Source organism: Pseudomonas morbosilactucae, assembly GCF_023241665.1.
Taxonomy (GTDB): Bacteria; Pseudomonadota; Gammaproteobacteria; order Pseudomonadales; family Pseudomonadaceae; genus Aquipseudomonas; species Aquipseudomonas morbosilactucae.
Map to the genome: position 1 here is coordinate 43,218 of NZ_JALQCX010000031.1, position 15,020 is coordinate 58,237.

Genomic DNA, 15,020 nt, shown 5'->3' on the forward strand with positions numbered 1-15,020 from the left:
ACTCCAGCATGGGCACCGCACAACCGCAGATGATCTACCTGAAGGACTATCAGGCGCCTGAGTACCTGATCGACGAAACCCACCTGACCTTCGAGTTGTTCGAGGACCATAGCCTGGTCCACGCGCAACTGGTGATGCGTCGCAACCCGGCGCGCGGTGCCGGCCTGCCGCCGCTGGTGCTGGACGGCCAGCAGTTGGAACTTTTGTCGGTGAGCCTGGGGGATCGCGAGCTGAGCGCCGCCGATTACCAGCTCGACGACAGCCACCTGACCCTGCAGCCGAAGGCACAGAGCTTCACTGTCGACACCAGCGTGCGCATCCACCCGGAAAGCAACACCGCCCTGGAAGGCCTGTACAAATCCAGCGGGATGTTCTGCACCCAGTGCGAGGCCGAAGGCTTCCGCAAGATCACCTACTACCTCGACCGCCCGGACGTGATGAGTAAGTTCACCACCACCGTGGTGGCCGAGCAGCACCGCTACCCGGTGCTGCTGTCCAACGGCAACCCGATTGCCAGCGGCCCCGGCGAAGACGGTCGGCACTGGGCGACCTGGGAAGACCCGTTCATGAAACCGGCCTACCTGTTCGCCCTGGTAGCCGGCGACCTGTGGTGCGTCGAGGACAGCTTCACCACCATGAACCAGCGCGACGTGGCGCTGCGCATCTACGTCGAGCCGGAAAACATCGACAAATGCCAGCACGCCATGAACAGCCTGAAGAAATCCATGCGCTGGGACGAAGAAACCTACGGCCGTGAGTACGACCTGGACATCTTCATGATTGTTGCGGTCAACGACTTCAACATGGGCGCCATGGAGAACAAGGGCCTCAATATCTTCAACTCCAGCGCCGTGCTGGCCCGGGCCGAAACCGCCACCGACGCCGCACACCAGCGGGTCGAGGCCATCGTGGCCCACGAATACTTCCACAACTGGTCGGGCAACCGCGTGACCTGCCGCGACTGGTTCCAGCTATCGCTCAAGGAAGGCTTCACGGTGTTCCGCGACGCCGGCTTCTCCTCGGACATGAACTCGGCCACGGTCAAGCGCATCCAGGACGTGGCCTATCTGCGCACCCACCAGTTCGCCGAAGATGCCGGCCCCATGGCCCATGCCGTGCGCCCGGAAAGCTTTATCGAGATTTCCAACTTCTACACCCTGACCGTGTACGAAAAGGGTTCGGAAGTGGTGGGCATGATCCGCACCCTGGTGGGCGCCGAAGGCTTCCGCAAGGGCAGCGACCTGTACTTTGAACGCCACGACGGCCAGGCCGTGACCTGCGACGATTTCGTCAAGGCCATGGAAGACGCCAACGGCGTCGACCTGACCCAGTTCAAGCGCTGGTACAGCCAGGCCGGCACCCCACGCCTGGCGGTCAGCGAGGCCTATGACGCCGCGGCCAAGACCTACAGCCTGACCTTCCGCCAGAGCTGCCCGGACACTCCGGACAAGGTCGAGAAACGGCCGTTTGTGATTCCGGTGGAACTGGGCCTGCTGGATTCGCAAGGGCAGGGCATTGCCCTGCGCCTGTCGGGTGAAAGCGCTGCCCAGGGCACATCCCGGGTGATCTCGGTGACCGAAGCCGAGCAGACCTTCACCTTTGTCGACATCGCCGAACAGCCGCTGCCTTCGCTGCTGCGCGGTTTCTCGGCGCCGGTGAAGCTGAGCTTCCCCTACAACCGCGACCAACTGATGTTCCTCATGCAGCACGACAGCGACGGCTTCAACCGTTGGGAAGCCGGCCAGCAATTGTCGGTGCAGGTGTTGCAGGAACTGATCGGCCAATACCAGAAGGGCGAGGCCCTGGTGATGGATGCGCGCCTGGTCACCGCGCTGCGCAGCGTGCTGGCCGACGACAGCCTGGACCAGGCCATGGTCGCGGAAATGCTCTCCCTGCCGGGTGAAGCCTACCTCACGGAAATCAGTGAAGTGGCGGACGTCGATGCCATTCACGGTGCCCGTGAGTTCGCCCGCCGGCAATTGGCCGAGCAACTGTTCGAGCCGCTATGGGCCCGTTACCAGGCCAACCGCGAGGTGTCGAAAATCACTGCTTATGTGGCCGAGTCCGAGCACTTCGCCCGCCGTGCGCTGCAGAACATTGCGCTGTCGTACCTGATGCTCAGCGAGCAACCGGCGGTGCTGGCGGCAACCATCGAGCAGTTCGACAGCGCCGACAACATGACCGAGCGCCTGACAGCCCTGGCGGTGCTGGTCAACTCGCCGTTCGAAGCCGAGAAGGCCCAGGCCCTGGCGGTGTTTGCCGAGAACTTCAAGGACAACGCCCTGGTCATGGATCAGTGGTTCAGCGTCCAGGCCGGCAGCGGCTTGCCGGGCGCCCTGGAGCGGGTCAAGGCGCTGATGCAGCACCCAGCGTTCAACCTCAAGAACCCGAACAAGGTGCGGGCGCTGATCGGTGCCTTTGCCGGGCAGAACCTGATCAACTTCCACGCCGCCGACGGTTCGGGTTACCGTTTCCTCGCGGACCTGGTGATCCAGCTCAACGCCTTCAACCCGCAGATTGCCTCACGGCAACTGGCGCCGCTGACCCGCTGGCGCAAATACGACAGCGCCCGCCAGGCGCTGATGAAAGGTGAGCTGGAACGCATCCGCGCTTCCGGCGAGCTGTCCAGCGACGTCTACGAAGTCGTCAGCAAAAGCCTCGCCTAAACCCATCGTTCGCCCGCCAGCTCCTTGTAGGCGCTGGCGGGCCAGCGATAGCGTCTTCAAGCCCTGCACTCATCCCAAGACCGCCATCGCCGGCAAGCCGGGCTCCTACAACAAAACGCACCCCCCATCCCGTTGTAGGAGCTGGCTTGCCAGCGATAGCGTCCTCAAGCCTTGCGCTCATCCCAAGACCGCCATCGCCGGCAAGCCGGGCTCCTACAAAAGCACACACCCCATCCCGTTGTAGGAGCTGGCTTGCCAGCGATGGCGTCCTCAAGTCTTGCGCTCATTCCAAGACCGTCATCGTCGGCAAGCCGGGCTCCTACACAAAAACACATCCCACCTTGTAGGAGCTGGCTTGCCAGCGATGACGTCCTCGAGTCTTGCGCTACGCTCAAGCGCGTCATCGTCGGTAAGCCAGGGTGGGCTTTGTTCATCAGGCCGCCGAATGCCCGTGTATTCAGGTGGCCGCGCTTTACCCCGGGTTAACAAAAGATAACGTGGTGTCGATTGTCAGACCTTTCGAAAGCCCGATAGGATAGCCACGCATCCGAAGTGGCTCTAGATTGCAGGTTTCAGGACAGTTAACCGATATCAGCCGACGTTTCGGAGCGCCTTCCACAGCGCCCCGACAGCTTGGATGAACGAACAATAATAATGGGGGAAAGGTCTATGAGTGAGCCTGTCATGGGTGTGGTTGTTTGCCGCCCGCCGGCCTTGCGCAAACTTGCGTTGCTGGCTACAGCGCTCTCGCTGGTGGGCGTGGTCATGTGTTCGGCTTCCGTCCAGGCCGCTGCCAGCGCAGCGGACACTGTCTATTCCACTGAGTCGGCCAAGGCCGCGAAAAGCCTGATGCTCGATGTGGTCCATGCCGGCAAGCGCCTGGTGGCCGTCGGCGATCGTGGGCACATTCTCTATTCCGATGACCAGGGCAGCACCTGGACCCAGGCCAAGGTGCCGACCCGGCAGTTGCTCACCGCCGTCTACTTCGTCGATGAGACCCACGGCTGGGCTGTGGGCCACGATGCACAGATCCTCGCCAGCACCGACGGCGGCCTGACCTGGACCAAGCAATTCGAAGACCTCAAGCGCGAAGCCCCCTTGCTCGACGTGTACTTCAAGGACGCCAGCCACGGTTTTGCCGTCGGGGCCTACGGTGCCTTGCTGGAAACCACGGACGGCGGCCAGGCCTGGGAAGACGTCAGCGACCGCCTGGACAACGAAGACCAGTACCACCTCAACGCCATTGCGGCGGTGAAGGATTCCGGCCTATTTATCGTCGGTGAGCAGGGCAGCATGTTCCGCTCCGCCGATTGGGGGCAGACCTGGGAACGCCTCGAAGGCCCGTATGAAGGCTCGTTGTTCGGGGTGATCGGCACCGGCGAGCCGGCCACGCTGCTGGCTTACGGATTGCGCGGCAACCTGTATCGCTCCACGGATTTTGGTGACAGCTGGGAGCCGGTGGAACTCAAGGCCACCCGTGGCGCCCTGGAATTCGGCCTGTCCGGTGCGACGTTGCTGGACGACGGCACCCTGGTGATCGTCGGCAACGGCGGCAGCGTGGTGCAAAGCCACGACCAAGGCCTGACCTTCAGCGTATTCAACCGTCCCGATCGCATCTCCTTATCGGCGGTGACGGCGGCCGGCAACGGCAATCTGGTTCTGGTGGGGCAGGGCGGCGTACGCGCCACGGCACCGACAGGCGCTGACCTGGGCAAATAGGCCGGGCACATAATAAGAAGGCGGGGACATCCATGAGCAGTCATCACCAAGACAAGGCGACGTTTCTCGAGCGCCTGATTTTCAACAACCGCCCGGCAGTGATCCTGATCTGCCTGCTGGTGAGCATTTTCCTGTTCTGGCAGGCCACGTTGATCCGGCCGTCCACCAGCTTCGAGAAAATGATCCCGCTGAAGCACCCCTTCATTGAAAAAATGATGGAGCATCGCAACGACCTGGCCAACCTGGGTAACACCGTGCGCATCTCGGTGGAAGCCAAGGACGGCGACATCTTCACCAAGGAGTACATGGAGACTCTGCGGCAGATTAACGACGAGGTGTTCTACATCTCCGGCGTCGACCGCTCGGGCCTCAAGTCCCTGTGGAGCCCCAGCGTGCGCTGGACCGAGGTGACCGAGGAAGGCTTTGCCGGCGGCGAAGTGATCCCCCAGAGCTACAACGGCTCGGCCGATAGCCTCGACCAGTTGCGCAACAACGTGCTCAAGTCCGGCCAGGTCGGGCGCCTGGTGGCCAACGACTTCAAGTCGAGCATTGTCGACATCCCACTGCTGGAGTCCTACCCGGACCCCAAGGACCAGGGCAAATTGCTGGCCCTGGACTACCAGAAGTTCTCCCATGAACTGGAAGACAAGATCCGCGACAAGTTCGAGGCGCAGAACCCCAATGTGAAAATCCACATTGTCGGCTTCGCCAAGAAAGTCGGTGACCTGATCGACGGCCTGATCATGGTGGTGATGTTCTTCGGCGTGGCCTTCATCATCACCCTGGTGCTGCTCTATTGGTTCACCTGGTGCATCCGCAGCACCATCGCTGTGTTGATCACCACCCTGGTGGCGGTGGTCTGGCAACTGGGCCTGATGCACGCCTTCGGTTTCGGCCTGGACCCGTACTCCATGCTGGTGCCGTTCCTGATCTTCGCCATCGGCATTTCCCACGGGGTGCAGAAGATCAACGGCATCGCCTTGCAGTCCAGCGAGGCCGACAACGCCTTGACCGCGGCGCGGCGCACCTTCCGCCAGTTGTTCCTGCCGGGCATGATCGCCATCCTCGCCGACGCCGTGGGCTTTATCACCTTGCTGATCATCGACATCGGGGTGATCCGCGAGCTGGCCATCGGCGCCTCCATCGGGGTGGCGGTGATCGTGTTCACCAACCTGATCCTGCTGCCGGTGGCGATTTCCTATGTCGGCATCAGCAAGCGCGCCATCGAACGCAGCAAGAAGGACGCTAACCGCGAACACCGTTTCTGGCGGCTGCTGTCCAACTTCGCCAGCCCGAAAGTCGCCCCGATTTCCATTGCCCTTGCCCTGGTGGCCTTCGGTGGCGGCCTTTGGTACAGCCAGAACCTGAAGATCGGCGACCTCGACCAAGGTGCCCCGGAGCTGCGCCCCGACTCGCGCTACAACAAGGACAACAACTTCATCATCAGCAATTACTCCACCAGTTCCGACGTGCTGGTGGTGATGGTCAAGACTGCCTCCGAAGGCTGTTCGCGCTATGAAGCCATGGCGCCCATCGACGAGTTGATGTGGAAGATGCAAAACACCGAGGGCGTGCAGTCGGCGATCTCCCTGGTGACTGTGTCCAAGCAGATGATCAAGGGCATGAACGAGGGCAACCTGAAATGGGAAACCCTGTCGCGCAACCCTGACGTGCTCAACAACTCCATCGCCCGGGCCGACGGCCTGTACAACAACAACTGCTCCCTGGCGCCGGTGCTGGTGTTCCTCAACGACCACAAGGCGGCAACCCTGGACCGGGCGGTGCATGCCGTGCAGGAGTTCGCCAACGAGCATAACCGCGATGGCCTGGAATTCATCCTCGCCGCCGGTAACGCCGGGATCGAGGCGGCCACCAACGAAGTGATCAAGGAGTCGGAGCTGACCATCCTGATCCTGGTCTACATCTGCGTGGCCGGCATGTGCATGATCACCTTCCGCTCCTGGGCGGCGACCCTGTGCATCGTCCTGCCGCTGGTGCTGACCTCGGTGCTGGGCAACGCCCTGATGGCCTTCATGGGGATTGGCGTCAAGGTCGCGACCTTGCCGGTGGTGGCCCTGGGGGTGGGCATCGGCGTGGACTACGGCATCTACATCTACAGCCGCCTGGAAAGCTTCCTGCGGGCCGGGCTGCCGTTGCAAGAGGCCTACTACCAGACCTTGCGTTCTACCGGCAAGGCGGTGCTGTTCACCGGTCTGTGCCTGGCGATTGGCGTCTGCACCTGGATTTTCTCGGCCATCAAGTTCCAGGCCGACATGGGCCTGATGCTGACCTTCATGCTGTTGTGGAACATGTTCGGGGCCCTGTGGCTGCTGCCGGCCCTGGCGCGCTTCCTGATCAAACCGGAGAAACTGGCTGGGCAGAAGGGCAACTCGCTGTTCGCCCACTAAGCCTGCCGTTGATGAAGATTGTTCCCGCGCGGCGCGGGAACAATCCTTCCGCATGCTGGCCCTGATCCCCTCCTGCAATCAGCTATCATGGCGCCTTTCCCCTGTGATGATTGATCGCTATGACTGCCGCTACCCACTTGCTCACTGCCCTCGAGTCCTGCGACATGCTGGAAATCGACGGGCTGCACGCTTTCGATTTCAGCCTCGATGAGCAGCAACTGCTGATCGAGTGTATGGACGGCCGCGCCGCCAAGCGCTGGACCTTCAGCCTGGCCCAGGTCCAGGCCGCGACCTTCGACGACACCCTGCAAAGCTGGACCATCAGCGGCGACTCTGGCGAGCACCGCCTGGTGTGCATGAGCGCCTTCAGCGCCCGCAACGACGAGGAGCCGACCGATGAAGATGCGTAACTTCTGGCCCCTGCTGATGGCCGGCAGCGTCGGCGCCATGTCGGTCCAGGCCGCCGCACCGGTGACCACCCAAGAGCTGCTGGTGGGGTCCTACACCCAAGGCCAGAGCCAGGGCTTGTACCGCCTGCAGTTCAACAGCCAGACCGGGATGATCGCCGCCAAGCCGCTGCAAGTGGTGAAGAGCGCCAACCCGTCCTGGTTGACCTTGTCCAAGGATCAGAAGTACCTGTTCGCGGTGAATGAAAACGGCCCGGGCCAGGCCGACACGGTTGGTCGGGTGAGCAGCTTCAGCATCGCCGCCAAGACCCGCCAGTTGGCGCCGATCAACCAGGTGCAGAGCCTGGGCAACGAGCCGACCCATTCCAGCCTCAGCCTCGATGGCCGCTACCTGTTCGTCAGCAACTACGGCGTGGCCGCCGACCCTGCCGGCAGCCTGGCCGTGGTACCGGTGAGCGCGGACGGCAAACTGTCGCCGGTGGTGCAGATCAGCAGCCACCCAGCCAGCGGCATCAACCCTGAGCGCCAGCTCTCGGCCCATGTGCATTCCACGGTGCCGTCCCCGGATGGGCGCTTTGTGTTTGCCAGCGACCTGGGTGCCGACAAGGTGTTTGCCTATCGCTACGACCCCAAGGCCAACGCCGAGCAGCCGTTGAGCGCCGCCGAGCCGGCCTTTGTCGAACTGCCCAAGGGCAGCGGGCCGCGCCACTTGCTGTTCAGTGCTGACGGCAAGCACGCCTACCTGACCTTGGAGATGAGCGCCCAAGTGGTGGTCTTCGACTACCAGGACGGCAAGCTGACCCAGCAGCAGATCCTCGACCTGGCCGCCAGCGGTGGCAAAGAGAAGAAGGCGGCTGGGGCCCTGCACGCGTCCAAGGACGGGCAGTACCTGTACGTCAGCAACCGCGGCACCGCCAACCAGTTGCTAGTGTTCGCCATCGACCCGGCCAACGGCCAGCTCAAGGAGATTCAGCGCCGCTCTGTCGAAGGCGATCACCCTCGGGAATTCACCCTCGACCCAAGCAACAAGTACGTGCTGATCGGCAACCAGAAAAGTAACCAGATCGTGGTGATCGAACGCGACGCCAAGACCGGATTCCTGGGCAAGACCGTGCAAAAACTCGACTTCGATGCCCCCAGCGATATCAAGTTCCTGGTGCGTCAATAGACCGCAGGCCCCGTTATCCGGGGCCTGACTCCTTCTATCAATGACGCTGATATTCGCTACGCCTGCAATGAATTTCTACGCGCACACCCTCGGGCGTAACTTGGCTCCACGGCCCACACAGCCAAACCAGCCAACCGCAACGAGGGTTAACGCCATGAACTTCAATCTGTTTTCCGTAATCGCCGCTTCCGCCATTTCCGCCTCTGTCGTCCTGCCTGCCAGCGCCAGTGTCGAGATCAGCCAGAAGAAATCTTCCATCAACAGCTACACCCAGAAATACCTGCAACAAAGCGCCAACTTCTACGCTGCGCTGGACCACAAAATCCAGCACTGAGCCTTTGCTATATCCCCCACACACAGCACGTATGCAGGCGCGAAGTCATTGCTGCCCTCGGTGAAGTTCACCCCAAGAGGCAGCAGTGATGTCGCGCCTGCATCACGTCTTTGCGACACGTGCCACGAGACACGTAAAAAACCATGGTGATGGCGCATAGCCATATGTTTAAATTTGACGCGGTTTTATTGACACGTTCGCGGCGAGGATAGACAGCATGGTGATACGTCTGGCAGTGGTACTCCTGTTTTTATATTCCACCCCGATTCTTTCTGCGGCCGAGCCGGCGGAAGGCGAGCCGGACGCGCCCATGAGCGTTGGCAGAGCCTTCAGCTGGAATGAGGAGCCTTCAGCAGGAATGAAAGGCCTTCAGATGGGCGCGTGAGCCGTCCGTTGGACTGAGCTCACAGCAAGCCTGAAGCAGGTATCAATCCAAATAATGAGGGTTATGGGAAAAAGCGACTGTTTATCGTCGCTTTTTTGCGTGAAGCTGTGGACCTTGCCAGCCAGTCCACGGAGGTCCCCATGGCTCACTCGATTCTTCACAGCGCTCGACGCGGCGCCTATCTGGCCATTGCCATTTATTTGGCCGTGGTGCTGCTGCTAAGCCTGGGCGCCGCCTCGTGGCCCGAAGCCCCGGTGCAGGCGGCTTACCCGGCCAGCGCTCCGGAGCATGGCAGCGCAGGCCCATTGGCCGCCCCCAGCCCACACGGCGATGTCGCCGGGGCCTGAACGGACGCTGTCAGGGGCTGACACTGGGTTCGGCGGCGGGCTTGGCCATGATGCCGACAAACAGTGCTGAGGCCAGAAAGCGTTCCAGCCAATCCTGCAGGGCGGTGTAAGGCGTGGTCGCAAACCACGCCCGGTCAACATGGGCGAACTGTCGCACAAAGGGCGCCAGGGCCACGTCGGCCAAACTCAGGTGATCGGCCAGCAAGTAGGGCCGCTGTTGCAGCAACTGGTCGAGGCGGCGCAGAAACACCTCGCCCTGATCGCGGTAATAGGTCATGGGCTGCTCGGGGTAACGTTCGGCGTACTTGTAGCGATTCAGGTACAGCTTGAACACCTGGTCGTTATCGCTGATCAGCGCCGCCATGGTCTCCCGGGCCACAGGGTCGGCCCGCAGTTGCCAATCCTCTGGGTCGTTGCACCCCAGCGCCCATTCCATGATCTCCAGGCTTTCGTCAATCACCCGGCCGTCCACGCTGAGCACCGGCACCGTGCCCTTGCTCGACAGCGCGAGCATCTCTGCCGGTTTAGCCTTGAGGCTGACCTCGACAATCTCCAGCGCCACCCCGGCATAACGCAGGGCCATGCGTGCGCGCATGGCGTAGGGGCAGCGGCGGAAGGAGTAGAGCAGGGCGCCGCTCATTTCACCTCCAGGGTGCTCAGGCCGTTGCCTTGGCGGCGGACCTGGATCTGCACCGGAATCCGTTCGTGCATGTCTTGCACGTGGGAAATCACCGCCACCTTGCGCCCCTGGGCCTGCAAACCATCCAGGGCGTCCATGGCCAGTTGCAGGGACTCGGGGTCAAGGCTGCCGAAACCTTCGTCGATAAACAGCGACTCGATCTTCAGCGTGCTGGACGCCATGGACGCCAGCCCCAAGGCCAGGGCCAGGGACACCAGGAAGGTTTCGCCACCGGACAGCGAGTGCACCGAGCGCAGTTCGTCACCCATCTCGGTGTCCAGCACCAGCAGGCCGAGCATGCTGCCGCCACGCTTGAGGCGGTAGCGCCGCACCAGTTGGCGCAACTGGGCATTGGCGTGGTGCACCAGCAGGTCGAGGTTGTAGGCCTGGGCGATCTTGCGGAACTTGTCACCTTCGGCCGAGCCGATCAGGGCGCTCAGGCGTGCCCAGCGTTGCCACTCGTTGTAGGCGTCGCTGATGCGCTGGCCCAGGGCCTGGTTGGCGTCCTGGCGGCGCTGGTCGTCGGCCTGTTGCGCCCGCAGTTCGGCGCTCAGTTGTTCGCTGGCGCTGCACTGTTGCTGGATTTCTTCGAGGGCGGTCACCAGCACGGCGGCATCGAGGTCGCCGTTATGCTGGGCCTGGTGCTGTTCAAGGTGCGCCTGGCGTTCCTGCAGCCGCACCTGGGCCTGCTCGATGGCTTTCTCGTTGTTTTGCAGTTGCTGGCGCAATTGGCTGACCCGGGGCTCGTCGTACTCCAGCAGTTGCGCCAGCCCCTGGTCGTCCAGTTGTGGATGCTGCAAGCGCCATTCGGCGATCTTGGCGCCCAGGGCCTGTTGTTCGCTGTCCATGGCCTGCACGCGTTCCTGCTGGGCCTTGAGTTCGGCGCTCAGGCTAATCAACTGGTTGCCCAGTGCCTGCAGTTCCTGGCCCAGCGCGGCCTCGGCCTGGCGCGCCTGTTCAACGTCCTGCTCCAGTTGGTGCTGCCACGCTTCGGCGCTGAGGTGTGTACCCAGCAAGTCGGCCAGGGCCTGCTGGCTGGCCTGTTGCTGCTCGCTCAGGCTGGCCAGCTGCTGTTGCGCGGCCTCCAGCTGTTGCTGGCGATTGAGCTGGCTGTGCTGCTCCTTGTCCAGGGTCAGCTGGCGTTGCTGCTGTTCTTGCTGTTGCTCGTGCTGCTGTTCCAGTTGTTCGCGGCGCTGCAGCACCTGCTGGTCGAGCTGCATAAAGGTGGCAGCGGGCTCACTGCGTAACCCCTCAAGCACGGCGGCCGGCAGCAGTTGGCTGAAGCTTGCGAGCTCTTCGTCCAGACGCTGGCGATCGGCGTCCAACTGCCGTTGCTGGTGCTCCAGTTGCTGGCTGGCCTGCTGGTTGGCGGTTTCGGCCGCGCGCAGTTGTTGCTGCAAACGCGCCGCGTCCTGTTGCAGGGTGAGCAAGGCGTTTTGCCGCTGCTCATCCTGCTCGATGCTCTGGTTCAACTGGCTGGTTTGCTGCTCCAGCCAGGCCTCGCGCTTGGCGGCGTCCTGGGTCAGCAATGCGGCGCTGAGGCTGTGTTCATCCAGCAGCGGGCTCAGGGCCTGCTGCTGTGCCTGCAGTTGTTCCTGTTGCTGCTTGAGGTCTTTTTGCTGGGCGATCAAGCCACTGAACTGGCCGCGCAGGTCGATGACCTTTTCATGCAACTGGTCGACGGCTTTCTGCGCCGCCGCCTGTTCCTGTTCATCGTGGCGCCCGAGGCTTTGCAGCAAGGCTTCGGGCTGATGATAAGGGTGCTCGGCGCTGCCGCACACGGGGCAGGGCTGACCGTCCTGCAACTGCTCGCGCAATTGCTCGACGCTGGCGCTGCGTGCCAGGCGTTGGCGTTCCAGCAGCTCGCGGGTGACGCTCAGGGTCTGTTCGGCGACGGTCAGCTCGGCCTTGGCTTCCGAGCCTTCGCGGGTCAGTCGCTCACGTTCTTGCAGGGCGGCGAGGTGGCGCTGTTGCAATTCTTCGCTGCGCAGGTCCAGGGCTTGCTGCTGGCTCCACAGGCGGCTGAGTGCTTCGATGGCGCGCAGGTGCTTGCGATTGTCTTGCAGCAGGCTGCCGAGAATCTGGATCTGCTCGGCCACCGCTTCGGGTTCTGCGCCGGCTTCGCTGTAGAGCAATTGCAGCTGGCTGCGTTGTTGCGCCAGGAGGGCGGCGGCGTTGTTGGCGGCCTGTTCCAGGCCGGGCAATTCGGTCTGGCCCTGGTTCAGGCGATTGCCGATCAGCATCAGTTGCTGCAAGCGTTCCCGGTAAGCGTTCCAGGCTTCGCTCAGGGGTGCGAGGTCGGCGCTGTGTTGCAGTTGCAGGGCGATCTGCGCCAGGCCATCGGCCACTCGGTGCTGGTGTTCGAGCAGGGTTTGAATCGCCTGTTGACCGTCGCGGCTCGCCTGTTCGGCCTGCTGTTGTTGCTCGCTGGCCTGGCTCAGGGCTTGGCTCAGGCGGGTCAGGTTGTGCTGTTCGGCGAAGGCTTGCCGCAAGAGCGGGGCGCTGTCGCTGTGTCGGGCCTGGGCCTGGCTCAGGGCACTGCTGGCGTCGAGCAGGGCCTGTTGCTGCTGTTGCTGGCGTTGCTCCAGGTCGCTCTGCTGTTGCAGCTGTTGCTGGATCTGCTGCGCCAGCGGCGGCAGCGACTGCCTGAGCTCGGCCTCCCGGGCAAACTGGTGACGCTGTGGCGCCAACTGTTCCAGCAGCACCAGGCGGCCGCGCTCAGGGGCCAGGGCGTCGCCGTCGGCTTGGGCCTGTTGCAGTTGTTCCGCCGCCGCCTCGCGAGCGTCCTGCCACTGGCGTAACTCCTTGAGCCAGGTGTGCTGCTGCTCCAGCTGCTTGAGCTGGGCCTGCTGGGTCTTGAGCTGTTGCTGGGCGTCGTTGAAGCGTTGATCCAGTTCGGCCCGGGCCTCGGGTTCCAGGGGCACGATGCCGCTGGCCTGGGCCTTGAGTTCCTTATGGACCTCTTCGGCCTCCTTGCTCTTGCTGTAGGCGCGGCGCCCCAGGTGGCTGTAGATCGCCGTGTTGGTGAGCTTTTCCAGCAGCTCGCTGCGCTCTTTGTCGTCGGCCTTGAGGAAGGCGCTGAATTCGCTTTGCGCCAGCATTACGGCGCGGGTGAATTGCTCGAAGTTGAGGCCCAGCTTGGCCTCGATCAGCTGCTTGTATTCGCTTTTGCTCTGGTTGCTCAGCAGTTGTTCGCTGTCCAGGTCCAGCAGGCTCTGGCGGCTGGCTTGCAGCTTGCCCGTGGCCTTGTCGCGGGCGCGGTTGGCTTCCCAGCGGGCGCGGTAGCGGCGCCCGTCAATGCCGACAAAATCCACTTCGGCGAAGCCGCTGCCGGTGCCACGGCGCAGCAGGGTGCGCGGGTCGCCGGTGGAGATATCGCTGTCGACCTCGGGAACCTTGTTTTCCTTGGCGATGTTATTCAGCCGCGGCACCGCGCCGAACAGCGCCAGGCACAGGGCGTCGAGCAGGGTGCTTTTGCCCGCGCCGGTGGGCCCGGTGATGGCGAACAGGCCGGCGCTGGCCAGGGGCTCGGCGGTGAAGTCGATCTCGCAGGGGCCGGCCAGGGAGGCCAGGTTTTTCAGGCGGATGGCGAGGATTTTCATGGCTGTTCACCTTCCAGTTGCACGTCCTGCAACAACAGGGCGAAGTCCTTGAGGGTCTGTTCGTCGACCTCGCTGCCGTAGCTGTCGCGCCAGGCGCGGCTGAACAGCTCCTGGGGGCTGAGCTGGTCCAGCTCGATCAACTCGGCGCCGTCGTCGCGGCCTTCCCGCGAGCCCTGGCCGGCGTATTCGGCGGCGATCCGCACTAGGCGCACGGCCTTGCCTTGCAGGGCGCTTTCCACTTGCTGGCGCAAATCGGGTTGGGGTTCGTCCAGGCACACCCGCACTTCCAGCCACGGCTGACGCTGGGTTTCGGCCAGCAGGTCGATGTCGGGCAACTGAGCGAGTTGAGTCAGCACCTCGACCAGGGGCGCCGGGCCCAGGCGTTGCAGGTTGACCGCCCGAGGAATCAGGCGCGGCTCGACGCTGACCAGGGTCTCGCCGTCCAGGCGGATGTCGAGGATCTGGTGCTGATAGTTGATTTCGGAAAACGACAAGGGGATGGGCGAGCCGCTGTAGCGAATGCGCTCCTCGCCATTGACCTTCTGGGGTTTGTGCAAATGGCCCAGGGCGACGTAGCTGATGCTCGGGCCGAACAGGCTGGCGGGCAGGGCTTCGGCGTTGCCGATGATCAGGCTGCGCTCGGAGTCTTCCGAGACCGAACCGCCGGCCATGTGCGCGTGGCTGATGGCGATCAGCGCCTGGCCTGGCTGGCGCTTGGCCTCGGCCGCGGCGATCAGCCATTCATGTACCTGGCCAATGCCGCGCAGGTAGTTGTCCCCGAGCTGGGCACCGGTGACCTCCGCCGGGCGCAGAAAGGGCAGGGCCAGGCACCAGCCGGCAATCGCGCCGCTGGCATCGGGCAATGGCAGCAACAGGCGTTCGGCGTCCAACTGGCCGTCGTCCAGCCACAGCACCCGGCCCAGGGCGTGGGTGCGCAAACGCCGCATCAGCGGCGCGGGCAGTTCGATGCGCGAGCCGGAGTCGTGGTTGCCGGCAATCATCACAATGGTCAGCGTCGACTGCTGCTCATGGGCGCTGACGATGAAGTCGTACAGGCGTTCCTGGGCTTTGACCGGCGGGTTCACGGTGTCGAAGATATCGCCGGCAATCAGCAGCACGTCGGGTTGCTCGTGCTTGAGTTGGCGCAGCAGCCAGTCGAGGAAACAGGCGTGTTCGAAATCGCGTTCCTGGCCGTGGAGGTTTTGTCCAAGGTGCCAGTCGGAGGTGTGAAACAGACGCAAGGCAAGCTCCAAGAAAAGCAGCTACAAGCGGCAAGCCTAAGCGAATCTTGCCGCTTGAGGCTTG

Annotated in this window: 11 protein-coding genes; 8 read left to right on the plus strand and 3 right to left on the minus strand. The window is 63.1% G+C overall.

Translation table 11 applies throughout. The annotated features are described in order from the left end of the window. The first annotated feature begins 8 nt into the window (after nucleotides 1–8). The 8 genes from pepN to M1B35_RS16735 all read left to right on the plus strand — a co-directional run bounded on the left by pepN (nucleotide 9) and on the right by M1B35_RS16735 (nucleotide 9,434). Nucleotides 9–2,666 carry an aminopeptidase N gene (pepN, locus tag M1B35_RS16700; protein ID WP_268262546.1) on the plus strand — a complete coding sequence of 886 codons (2,658 nt, stop codon included), beginning with the start codon at nucleotides 9–11 and terminating at the stop codon, nucleotides 2,664–2,666. Nucleotides 2,667–3,335: 669 nt separating this feature from the next. Continuing rightward, nucleotides 3,336–4,385: a WD40/YVTN/BNR-like repeat-containing protein gene (locus M1B35_RS16705; protein ID WP_123332438.1), complete on the plus strand. Its 1,050-nt coding sequence runs from the start codon at nucleotides 3,336–3,338 to the stop codon at nucleotides 4,383–4,385. 32 nt (nucleotides 4,386–4,417) lie between these two features. Next, nucleotides 4,418–6,793, plus strand: coding sequence for an efflux RND transporter permease subunit (locus tag M1B35_RS16710; protein WP_123332440.1), 2,376 nt, complete (start codon nucleotides 4,418–4,420; stop codon nucleotides 6,791–6,793). 119 nt (nucleotides 6,794–6,912) lie between these two features. Beyond that, nucleotides 6,913–7,203, plus strand: a complete 291-nt coding sequence (locus tag M1B35_RS16715) for a DUF5629 family protein (protein ID WP_123332441.1) — start codon at nucleotides 6,913–6,915, stop codon at nucleotides 7,201–7,203. Continuing rightward, nucleotides 7,190–8,368: a lactonase family protein gene (locus M1B35_RS16720; protein ID WP_123332443.1), complete on the plus strand. Its 1,179-nt coding sequence runs from the start codon at nucleotides 7,190–7,192 to the stop codon at nucleotides 8,366–8,368. The genes M1B35_RS16715 and M1B35_RS16720 overlap by 14 nt, the downstream gene beginning before the upstream one ends. 154 nt (nucleotides 8,369–8,522) lie before the next feature. Next, the gene (locus M1B35_RS16725) at nucleotides 8,523–8,702 is read left to right on the plus strand and encodes a hypothetical protein (protein WP_123332445.1); all 180 of its coding nucleotides are present in this window, start codon (nucleotides 8,523–8,525) and stop codon (nucleotides 8,700–8,702) included. Nucleotides 8,703–8,919: 217 nt separating this feature from the next. Beyond that, nucleotides 8,920–9,087 (plus strand): hypothetical protein, encoded by a 168-nt coding sequence (locus M1B35_RS16730; RefSeq protein ID WP_268262579.1) that lies wholly within the window; start codon nucleotides 8,920–8,922, stop codon nucleotides 9,085–9,087. 140 nt (nucleotides 9,088–9,227) lie between these two features. Further along, on the plus strand, nucleotides 9,228–9,434 hold the full coding sequence (locus tag M1B35_RS16735; protein ID WP_123332447.1) for a hypothetical protein: 207 nt from the start codon (nucleotides 9,228–9,230) through the stop codon (nucleotides 9,432–9,434). 10 nt (nucleotides 9,435–9,444) lie between these two features. Here M1B35_RS16735 and M1B35_RS16740 read toward each other — a convergent pair whose 3' ends face one another. Genes M1B35_RS16740 through M1B35_RS16750 form a run of 3 tightly spaced genes read right to left on the minus strand, consistent with a single transcriptional unit; the run spans nucleotide 9,445 to nucleotide 14,956 of the window. After that, entirely contained in the window at nucleotides 9,445–10,074 is a 630-nt protein-coding gene (locus M1B35_RS16740) for a glutathione S-transferase (protein WP_268262547.1), read from the minus strand. After that, complete coding sequence (locus M1B35_RS16745; protein ID WP_268262548.1) at nucleotides 10,071–13,715, minus strand: AAA family ATPase; 3,645 nt, start codon at nucleotides 13,713–13,715, stop codon at nucleotides 10,071–10,073. Before M1B35_RS16745 ends, M1B35_RS16740 begins: the two co-directional genes overlap by 4 nt. Beyond that, nucleotides 13,712–14,956: an exonuclease SbcCD subunit D C-terminal domain-containing protein gene (locus M1B35_RS16750; RefSeq protein ID WP_268262549.1), complete on the minus strand. Its 1,245-nt coding sequence runs from the start codon at nucleotides 14,954–14,956 to the stop codon at nucleotides 13,712–13,714. Before M1B35_RS16750 ends, M1B35_RS16745 begins: the two co-directional genes overlap by 4 nt. Nucleotides 14,957–15,020 lie beyond the last annotated feature (64 nt).

Bases quoted from the DNA above. Each gene is read 5' to 3' on its own strand.
- pepN (WP_268262546.1), top strand. From the start codon at position 9: ATGGGCACCGCACAACCGCAGATGATCTACCTGAAGGACTATCAGGCG.
- M1B35_RS16705 (WP_123332438.1), top strand. From the start codon at position 3,336: ATGAGTGAGCCTGTCATGGGTGTGGTTGTTTGCCGCCCGCCGGCCTTG.
- M1B35_RS16710 (WP_123332440.1), top strand. From the start codon at position 4,418: ATGAGCAGTCATCACCAAGACAAGGCGACGTTTCTCGAGCGCCTGATT.
- M1B35_RS16715 (WP_123332441.1), top strand. From the start codon at position 6,913: ATGACTGCCGCTACCCACTTGCTCACTGCCCTCGAGTCCTGCGACATG.
- M1B35_RS16720 (WP_123332443.1), top strand. From the start codon at position 7,190: ATGAAGATGCGTAACTTCTGGCCCCTGCTGATGGCCGGCAGCGTCGGC.
- M1B35_RS16725 (WP_123332445.1), top strand. From the start codon at position 8,523: ATGAACTTCAATCTGTTTTCCGTAATCGCCGCTTCCGCCATTTCCGCC.
- M1B35_RS16730 (WP_268262579.1), top strand. From the start codon at position 8,920: ATGGTGATACGTCTGGCAGTGGTACTCCTGTTTTTATATTCCACCCCG.
- M1B35_RS16735 (WP_123332447.1), top strand. From the start codon at position 9,228: ATGGCTCACTCGATTCTTCACAGCGCTCGACGCGGCGCCTATCTGGCC.
- M1B35_RS16740 (WP_268262547.1), bottom strand. From the start codon at position 10,074: ATGAGCGGCGCCCTGCTCTACTCCTTCCGCCGCTGCCCCTACGCCATG.
- M1B35_RS16745 (WP_268262548.1), bottom strand. From the start codon at position 13,715: ATGAAAATCCTCGCCATCCGCCTGAAAAACCTGGCCTCCCTGGCCGGC.